We start from the raw sequence: 8,020 nt of genomic DNA on the forward strand, positions 1-8,020 counted from the left end.
CGAGCCGGGCCTGGGTGCCTGCCACCCGGTGGCCGTCGGCGACGAGCACGGCGGCGACGACCCGGCCGAACACCTGCGGCCGGGCGGCGAGCCGGGTCAGCGTGGCGTGGACGGCCATCGCCCCCTGGGAGTACCCGGCGAGGACGATCTGCTGGTCGGGGCAGAGGGAGCGGGCCGCCGTGAGCGCGTCGAGGATCCTGGTGGTGTCGCCGGCCAGGTCGCCCTCCCAGGCGCGCACGCTGGACCGGCTGGAGGACCGGATCACGCTGCCGCGCGGCGACACCGGGTCGCGCAGCTGACGCGGGGCCGCCGTCTCCCGGCCCACGTAGAGCGCCTCGACGGTGCGCCCACTGCCGCGGCCGGCCACCGCGTAGGCGCGCCGGAAGGCCTCGAGCGTCGGCCCCAGGTCCGCCTGGCCTGTGGACCGCTCCCCCGACCCGGACGCCCCCAGCACCAGCACGTCGGCGCACTCCTGGGCGGACTGAACCGGGGTGGCGCGGGGGGTGGGTCGGCCGGGATGGTCAACGACCACCGCCACCACCGCGACGACCGCGAGGGTGACGGCGAGCGCAGCGACCGCCGCGAGTGCGGTGGCGCGCCGAGAGAAGCCGGGCTCAGGCACCATCGGAGTGTAAAGCGGCCCCCGGCGTCGCCGCCGGGAAAACACGCCGGTTGCTTCAGCCCCGGCCGAGCTCGACCGCGAGCTCGTGCTCGGCCCTGGTCGGCTTCTGCGGCACGATCGTGGCCAGCGGCCGCGGGTGCGGGTTCGGCGGCGGGTTGTTGAAGATCCGGTTGATGGTCGCGGCGTACTGCCTCTCGTACGTCTCGTTGTTCATCAAGAAGCCGGCCTCGTCGCTGACCAGGCCCACGGCGGTCCAGTTCTGGGTGCCGGTGTAGACCATGTGCGCGTTGGTCTGCTTCCCGTACACGCCGCTGATCGTCATCGACTTCATGTGGATGTAGCGGTCGAAGTTCCCGTCGCCGTCGAAGTCCTGGACGATCTGCTGCATCGGGATGGGTCCGCGGCCGCTGCCCGAACGCAGGATGTCCTTGATGTTCGGGCCGACCACGGCGTAGGCGATCCGTATGTTGCAGCCGCTGTTGTAGAGCTGCTTGAGGCGGCGGGCGATCGCCACCCCACGGTCGTCGAGGATCGCGGTCTGCCCGATCCGGATGGCGGTCCTCCCGCCGATGCCCGAGCGACCGGTCGCCCCCTTGCACCGGACCTTGTCGAGGACCTTGACCACAGGGTCACCGGTGGCCTTGGGGCCGAGGTAGGGCAGGAACCAGGTGCTGAGGTTCTTGTTGACCTGGTAGGTCTGGTACGGCGGGTGGGCGCGCCGGTCCAGCGTCGCCTCCTTGAAGATGTCGACGTACTTGTTGAACAGCCCCTGGTTGTCGACCACGGTGAACGCGTCGTTCCACTGGTTGCGCGCGGCGACCTCGGTCATGTTCGCCGAGCTCACGATGACCACGTTCTGCGTGTAGCCGGTGTTGCTGAACGTGTAGAACTTCACGTGCGCGATGCCGCTGTTGCCGCGGCAGGAGGCCGCGCAGGTCCGCGCCCAGCTGCGCCGGGCCGGCGGCCGCTTCGCCTGGTGGCGCGACAGCCCCTTCTTGAGCCGGGCGAACGGCCCGGTGGGCCCCTGCTGCCGGGCCATGGCGCGAGACATCAGGACCCGCACGGTGACGCCACGGTCGTGGGCGGCCAGCAGCGCGTCCTGGTAGAGCGCGCTCTTGTAGTTCCAGGAGATGATCCGGATGAACGACCCCGACCGCGCGCTGCGGATGGTGAGCCGGATGTGCTTGTTGATCGTCCGGCTCTCCTTCGCCGCAAGCGGGAAGTTGAACTTGGCGCCCGTCTTCGGCGTGTAGTACGTGCGCTTGGGCGGCTTGCGCGGCGTGGGCGCGGACGACCGCACCGCGGTCGGTGCCGAGGCGCTGACTGCGGACGTGGCCTGCGCGGCCTCCGATCCCGACGTGGTGGCCCCCAGCGTGGAGCCGGCGACGGCCAGCGCGGTGCCGGCGATCACGAGTCTGAGCATCATGCGGTGGGTCCTCCCGATGTGGACGCGTCCGGACGGCCCCAGGCAGATCCGCGACAGCGACGATCAGTATAGGTGAGCGCCCCACCCCTCACGGCGCAGGCTTGCGCAGCACCGTCGTGGTGAGGGTGACGTGGGCCGTGACCACCGGGTGGTCACTGATGCGCCCCTCATGCCGACGGACGTACCCGGAGAAGCCGGTGACATGCCCGCCCATGATCCAGTCCAGTCCGGTCGGGGGTGGAGGCAGCACGCATCCTCCACCCGCCCGTCCGCCGTTGGCCGCCACCATCCCGGTGGCCGCGCCGACCCGGCAGAAGAACTCCTCCTTCTCGTTGGTGTCGCCGACGAGAAGGACCGGCAGCCCGGTGGCGAGGAGCTGGCGCAGCAGCACGATCTCGCTCGCGGTCGCCCGGTCGCGCTCAGCCTCCAGGCTTCGGGGCGAGTTGTGCACCGTGAGGAAGTAGAACTCCCCGCCGGTCTCCCGCGACCGCAGCTTGACCCAGGGGATCGGCCGTCGCTGGGTGCTGAACTCGGTGGTGATGGTGCCCGACGCCACCATCTCGAACAGGTCCGAGCGCCAGGCGATCTGGAGCCGCAGGCCGTTGCCGCCGAGCGCGCTGGAAGGCCAGATCGTGTACCCGCCCAGCTGCGCGTGCAGCACGCCGAGCTGGTCGGCCTGGACCTCCTGGAAGCCCATCACGTCCGCGCCGCGGGAGCGCAGGACGCCCGCGGCGGTTCGAGTCCGGACCACGCCGGGGGCCCACTGCTTGCTGTGCCGGGTGTGGTTGCTGCCGAGGACGTTGAAGGTGGCCACGTCGAACCCGTAGTCCACGTCGACGGGGACCGGCTTGAGCTCCAAGGGCTTGGCCGGGCGCTGGACCTGGAAGCGGATGGGCACGACGGGTCGCGCAGAGCCGGCGGGGTCGGACGCGGTGGGGCGGGTGAGACGGGGCGGGGAGGTCTCTGGTCCGACAGGTCTCCCCGGGTCGCCTGTCCGACCGGCGCTGGGCGAGGTGCCCACGAAGCCGCTGATCGTCGCGCTGACCTCGTCCTCGGGGGGCCGCTGTCCGAGCAGGCTGGCCGCGACGGTCAGACCGACGACGGCGGCGGTGACCACCACCGCCGCCTGCAGTGCGAGGCGGCGCAACCGCGGTGGCGCCCCCGACTCGTGCTCGGAGTGCCCCTCGGGCGCGGCACGACGGTGCCGTGGAGTCCGGTGGGAGGGGTCAGCCATCCGGGGTCAGCCCTGGCAGGTCGACAGCGCCCGGCGGAACTGCTGGCTGGTCTTCAGCGAGTCGACCTGGTTGATGGGTCCGCCGGTGACCGCGTAGAACTGGTCGCCGTACACGAGGATCGGCAGGCCGAACGAGCACTCGTAGCGCTTCGGCTTGACCGGGGTGTCGCCGTCCAGGCAGCCGCGGTAGCGGTCGGGCAGGTCCTGGCCCGCCACCCACACGTCGGCGCAGGCCGGCCAGTCGGGCAGGTCGACGGTCGCGCTGGCGGAGGGAGAGGCGCTGGAGGAGGAGTCTCCGGCCTCCTCGCCGCAGGCCGTGGCGCCGGCGAGCAGCCCGAGAGAGAGCAACGTCACGCCGGCGAGACGGGTTCGGGCTGGGGAGGACCACACCCGCCTGATGGTACCCGCGTTCGCCGCACCGCGGGTCACAGACGGACCGAACGGCCTCGGATCACTAGGATCACGGGGAGACACTCACCGGACGGAGACCCTGTGAGCACCACCCCCACCCGTGTCTACGCGGCCCGCCTCGTCGGGCTGCCGATCTTCGACCCCCGCGGCGACCAGGTGGGCAAGGTCCGGGACCTGGTGGTCACGGTGGGCTCCGAGTCGCGGCCGCCGCGGGTGCTCGGGCTGGTGGCCGAGGTCTTCGGTCGTCGCCGGATCTTCGTGCCGATGACCAGGGTGACCAACATCGACAGCGGGCAGGTGTACACCACCGGGCTGCTCAACATGCGCCGGTTCGAGCAGCGTCCCGGCGAGACCCTCGTCGTGGGGCAGGTCTTCGACCGCCGGGTCCTCATCAAGGGCACCGGCGTGCGCGGGGTGATCTACGACGTGGCCATGGAGCAGACCCGGACCCGGGACTGGGTGCTCAGCCGCGTCGCGGTGCAGGAGCCGGGCCACGGCCTGCGCCGGCGCGGTCAGACGCACGTGGTCGAGTGGGACGGCGTCGAAGGGCTCTCCCGCCGGGAGGACGGGCAGCCTGCCACCCAGCTGGTCGCCACCTTGAGGGAGATGCGGCCGGCCGATGCCGCCAGCACGCTGCACGACCTGCCGACCGAGCGCCGCGCCGCCGTGGTGGCGGCACTGGACGACGAGCTGCTCGCCGACGTGCTCGAGGAGCTGCCCGACGCCGACCAGGTCCAGATCCTCAGCCACCTCGATCCGGAGCGGGCCGCCGACATCCTCGAGGAGATGTCCGCCGACGACGCGGCGGACCTCATCGCCGACCTGCCCGCCGAGGTCGCCACCCGGCTGCTCGCCCTGATGGAGCCGGAGGAGGCCGAGGACGTCAAGCGGCTGCTGGAGTACGACGAGGAGACCGCGGGCGGCATGATGACCCCCGAGCCGGTGATCCTCCCGCCCGACGCGACCGTCGCCGAGGCGCTCGCCCACGTCCGGCGCGTCGAGCTGCCCACCTCGCTGGCCGCGCAGGTGTACGTGTGCCGTCCCCCCCTGGAGACCCCCACCGGGAAGCTGCTGGGCCTGGTGCACATCCAGCGGCTGCTGCGGGAGCCGCCCTCGACCCTGGTCGGGGGGGTGCTGGACAAGGAGACGACCTACATCCACCCCGACGCGTCGATCCAGGAGGTGGCCGCCCACGTGGCGTTCTACAACCTCACCGCGGCGCCGGTCATCGACGACCAGGGTCGACTGCTCGGTGCCGTCACGGTCGACGACCTCCTCGACCACATGCTGCCGCCGAACTGGCGCGACGAGGCGTCGCGGCCGCGCGAGCAGGAGGGGGGCTGACCGTGGCCGAGCAGCGTCCCGCCCGCAGCCGGCTGGACACCCCCCGCGAGGTGCGCCGGCCACTGCTGCGCCGCCCCGACCCGGAGTCGGACGCGATCGGCATCTTCGCCGAGCAGTTCGCCCGCTTCATGGGGACGGCGCGGTTCCTGGCCTACATGACCCTGTTCGTGGGCATCTGGGTGACCTGGAACCTCACCGCGCCCGACGGGCTTCGGTTCGACCCCTACCCGTTCATCTTCCTGACCCTGATGCTCAGCCTGCAGGCGTCGTACGCCGCCCCGCTGATCCTGCTCGCCCAGAACCGCCAGGAGATGCGTGACAAGGTGATCGCCGAGCAGGACCGCCAGGCCGCCGCCCGCGGGCACGCGGACATGGAGTTCCTCGCCCGGGAGGTCGCCTCGCTGCGCCACGCCGTCGGGGAGGTCGCGACCCGCGACTTCCTGCGCTCCGAGCTGCGCTCCCTGCTCGGTGACCTGGAGGAGCGGCTGGGTCCCGACGACGAGGCCGTGGCCGAGGAGGCGTGAGTCCACCGACTAGGCTTGGCCACCATGAGCACCCCCTCCCTGGAGCAGGTCACGGCTGCCCTCGCCACGGTCAAGGACCCGGAGATCCGCCGCCCGATCACCGATCTGGGCATGGTCGACCGCGTGGACATCGGGCCCGACGGCGACGTGCGGGTGGCGGTGCTGCTCACCGTGGCGGGTTGCCCGTTGCAGGACACCATCACCCGGGACGTGACCTCCGCCGTCTCGGTCCTGCCCGGGGTCTCCTCGGTCCAGGTCGAGCTGGGCGCGATGTCTGACGAGCAGCGCCGAGGGCTGCAGGAGACCCTGCGCGGCGGACAGCCGGCCAAGGAGATCCCGTTCTCGAAGCCGGGCTCGCTGACCCGCGTGCTCGCGGTGGCGAGCGGGAAGGGCGGCGTGGGCAAGTCCTCGGTGACGGTGAACCTGGCGCTCGCGCTTGCTGCCCGCGGCCGCAGGGTCGGGGTGGTGGACGCCGACGTCTACGGACACTCGGTACCCGCGATGCTGGGGGTGGCCGACGCCCGGCCCACCCAGGTCGAGGACATGATCATGCCGGTGCCGACGGCCTCGGGGGTCTCGGTGATCTCCATCGGCATGCTCAAGCCCCGACGGGACCAGGTGGTCGCGTGGCGGGGCCCGATGCTGGACCGGGCCCTGGTGCAGATGCTCGCCGACGTCTACTGGGGCGACCTGGACGTGCTGCTGCTGGACCTGCCGCCGGGGACCGGCGACGTGGCCATCTCGCTCGGCCAGCACCTGCCGAACGCCGAGGTCGTGGTGGTGACCACGCCCCAGGAGGCCGCAGCCGAGGTGGCCGAGCGGGCCGGCACGATGGCTTCGATGATGCACCAGCGGGTCGTGGGCGTGGTGGAGAACATGAGCTACCTGCCGTGCCCCCACTGCGGTCCGGAGCACCGGTTGGAGGTGTTCGGCTCCGGGGGCGGCGCCCGCGTCGCGGCCACCCTCTCCGCACGGTTCGGCTACGAGGTCCCCGTGCTGGGCGAGGTGCCGCTGGACACCTCGCTGCGCGAGGGGGGCGACGCCGGCACCCCGATCGTGGCTGCCGACCCCACGTCGGTGGCGGCTCACGAGCTGACCCGGGTGGCCGAGGCGCTGGACGGCCGTGGGCGCAGCCTGGCGGGTCGGCAGCTGGGACTGACGCCGACCAGTAAGTTCTGAGCCGTGTTCGGTGTCGGGCTCCCCGAGCTGGCGGTCATCGCCTTCGTCGCCGCGCTCGTCATCGGCCCCGAACGGCTTCCGGACATGGCCCGGCAGGCGGGTCGGATGCTCAGGCAGATCCGCACCCTGGCGACGGGCGCACGCGACGAGCTGCGGGCCGAGCTGGGTCCGGACTACGCCGACCTCGAGCTGCGCGACCTCGACCCCCGCGTGATCGTGCGCAAGCACATCCTCGAGGCGATGGCCGAGGAGGACGAGGAGCAGACGCGCCCCCTCGGCGAGGGCGAGGTCCCGCCCTACGACACCGACGCGACCTGATCCGCCGTACGGGTCACTCCCGGCTCTGGACCGCGGCGAGGCCGTCGAAGCCGACCAGGACCTGGGCGTCCGCGCAGACCAGCTCGGCGAAGTCCGCGCCGATCCGGCCCAGCACGCCGTCGTACCTGCTTCCGTCGACGAGGTGCAGCACACAGCGCTCCCCCGACTCCGCCAGCCTGCGCAGGGCCGAACCGAGCCCCAGCCCGCTGACCGGTGACCAGGCCAGCTCGGGCACCGAACGCTCGGAGTGCCCGCGGACGGTACGGACCGCGGCCGCGCGCACGATCCAGTCCGCCGGGCTGCCGCTGAGCAGCAGCCAGCCCTCGCCGACGCGGCGCAGGGTCCCGGTCAACGGGCCTACGCCGGCGACCTCCATCCTCAGGGTGCGGTCCACGGAGGCCATCCACCGGCTGGCCAGCGTGACCGAGGAGTACGCGGCCCGGCTGCGGTCGGCCAGCTCGGCGGCCCGGTCCGCGTCGTAGAGCGCCTGCGCCCGCTGCTCGAGCTCCTCGAACAGCGTGAACAGCTCCTCCTCCCAGGTCATGCAAGGCAGCCTCCCACGCCGCCACCGACCCGGCACGCAGCCGCCTGGCGCCCTGGGGAGAGGACGTTGACGACCGAGATCAAATCGTCGTTGAATGTCACGAAGAGATTCAAACAGAGGCTAATGCAATGAACCGGTGGCAAGGCAGGCGGTGCGCGACAGTCTGGCTCTGCGCGACCACGGGCTGCGGGCTGCTGACCTGGCTGGCCGTCCCGGCCCTGCTCGAGGCGACCCGGCAGGTGCGTGCCGGGACCGCCGGGGCGGCCGGGTTCGGCCCCTGGGTGGTGTGGGCGGCGGCACTGGCCGCCCTCTGCTGCGCGGTCTGGCTCTGGCCCGTCACGACCCTCGTGCTGCTGGGCGCGGCCACCGGCCGACCGTCACGAACCGTCCGGGGCTGCCCGGCCGGCCTGCGCCGGCT

General features: G+C 72.3%; 10 protein-coding genes. 5 read left to right on the forward strand and 5 right to left on the reverse strand.

Annotation, left to right across the window (positions count from 1 at the left end; genetic code table 11):
* The 4 genes from PLP61_RS12330 to PLP61_RS12345 all read right to left on the reverse strand — a co-directional run.
* On the reverse strand, positions 1-622 hold a 622-nt coding region (locus PLP61_RS12330), incomplete at its 3' end, for a cutinase family protein (protein WP_324503019.1).
* A 55-nt stretch (positions 623-677) separates the two neighbouring features.
* Positions 678-2,048, reverse strand: coding sequence for a phospholipase D-like domain-containing protein (locus tag PLP61_RS12335; RefSeq protein ID WP_324503020.1), 1,371 nt, complete (start codon positions 2,046-2,048; stop codon positions 678-680).
* A gap of 88 nt (positions 2,049-2,136) precedes the next feature.
* Positions 2,137-3,282, reverse strand: coding sequence for an endonuclease/exonuclease/phosphatase family protein (locus PLP61_RS12340; protein ID WP_324503021.1), 1,146 nt, complete (start codon positions 3,280-3,282; stop codon positions 2,137-2,139).
* Positions 3,283-3,288: 6 nt separating this feature from the next.
* The gene (locus PLP61_RS12345; RefSeq protein ID WP_324503022.1) at positions 3,289-3,636 is read right to left on the reverse strand and encodes a hypothetical protein; all 348 of its coding nucleotides are present in this window, start codon (positions 3,634-3,636) and stop codon (positions 3,289-3,291) included.
* 138 nt (positions 3,637-3,774) lie between these two features.
* On the opposite strand from PLP61_RS12345, the gene PLP61_RS12350 reads away from it, so the two are divergent.
* The 4 genes from PLP61_RS12350 to PLP61_RS12365 are packed head-to-tail and all read left to right on the forward strand — an operon-like array spanning position 3,775 to position 7,058.
* Positions 3,775-5,037 carry a magnesium transporter MgtE N-terminal domain-containing protein gene (locus tag PLP61_RS12350; RefSeq protein ID WP_324503023.1) on the forward strand — a complete coding sequence of 421 codons (1,263 nt, stop codon included), beginning with the start codon at positions 3,775-3,777 and terminating at the stop codon, positions 5,035-5,037.
* A gap of 2 nt (positions 5,038-5,039) precedes the next feature.
* Complete coding sequence (locus tag PLP61_RS12355) at positions 5,040-5,561, forward strand: DUF1003 domain-containing protein (RefSeq protein WP_324503024.1); 522 nt, start codon at positions 5,040-5,042, stop codon at positions 5,559-5,561.
* A 24-nt stretch (positions 5,562-5,585) separates the two neighbouring features.
* Entirely contained in the window at positions 5,586-6,740 is a 1,155-nt protein-coding gene (locus tag PLP61_RS12360; protein ID WP_324503025.1) for an Mrp/NBP35 family ATP-binding protein, read from the forward strand.
* A gap of 3 nt (positions 6,741-6,743) precedes the next feature.
* Positions 6,744-7,058 (forward strand): sec-independent translocase, encoded by a 315-nt coding sequence (locus PLP61_RS12365; protein WP_324503026.1) that lies wholly within the window; start codon positions 6,744-6,746, stop codon positions 7,056-7,058.
* A 13-nt stretch (positions 7,059-7,071) separates the two neighbouring features.
* On the opposite strand, the gene PLP61_RS12370 is transcribed toward PLP61_RS12365, so the two are convergent.
* Complete coding sequence (locus PLP61_RS12370) at positions 7,072-7,602, reverse strand: hypothetical protein (RefSeq protein WP_324503027.1); 531 nt, start codon at positions 7,600-7,602, stop codon at positions 7,072-7,074.
* A 128-nt stretch (positions 7,603-7,730) separates the two neighbouring features.
* On the opposite strand from PLP61_RS12370, the gene PLP61_RS12375 reads away from it, so the two are divergent.
* On the forward strand, positions 7,731-8,020 hold a 290-nt coding region (locus PLP61_RS12375), incomplete at its 3' end, for a hypothetical protein (protein ID WP_324503028.1).

The sequence above is a fragment of the Nocardioides sp. genome (assembly GCF_035429765.1).
In the GTDB taxonomy this organism is placed as follows: domain Bacteria; phylum Actinomycetota; class Actinomycetes; order Propionibacteriales; family Nocardioidaceae; genus Nocardioides.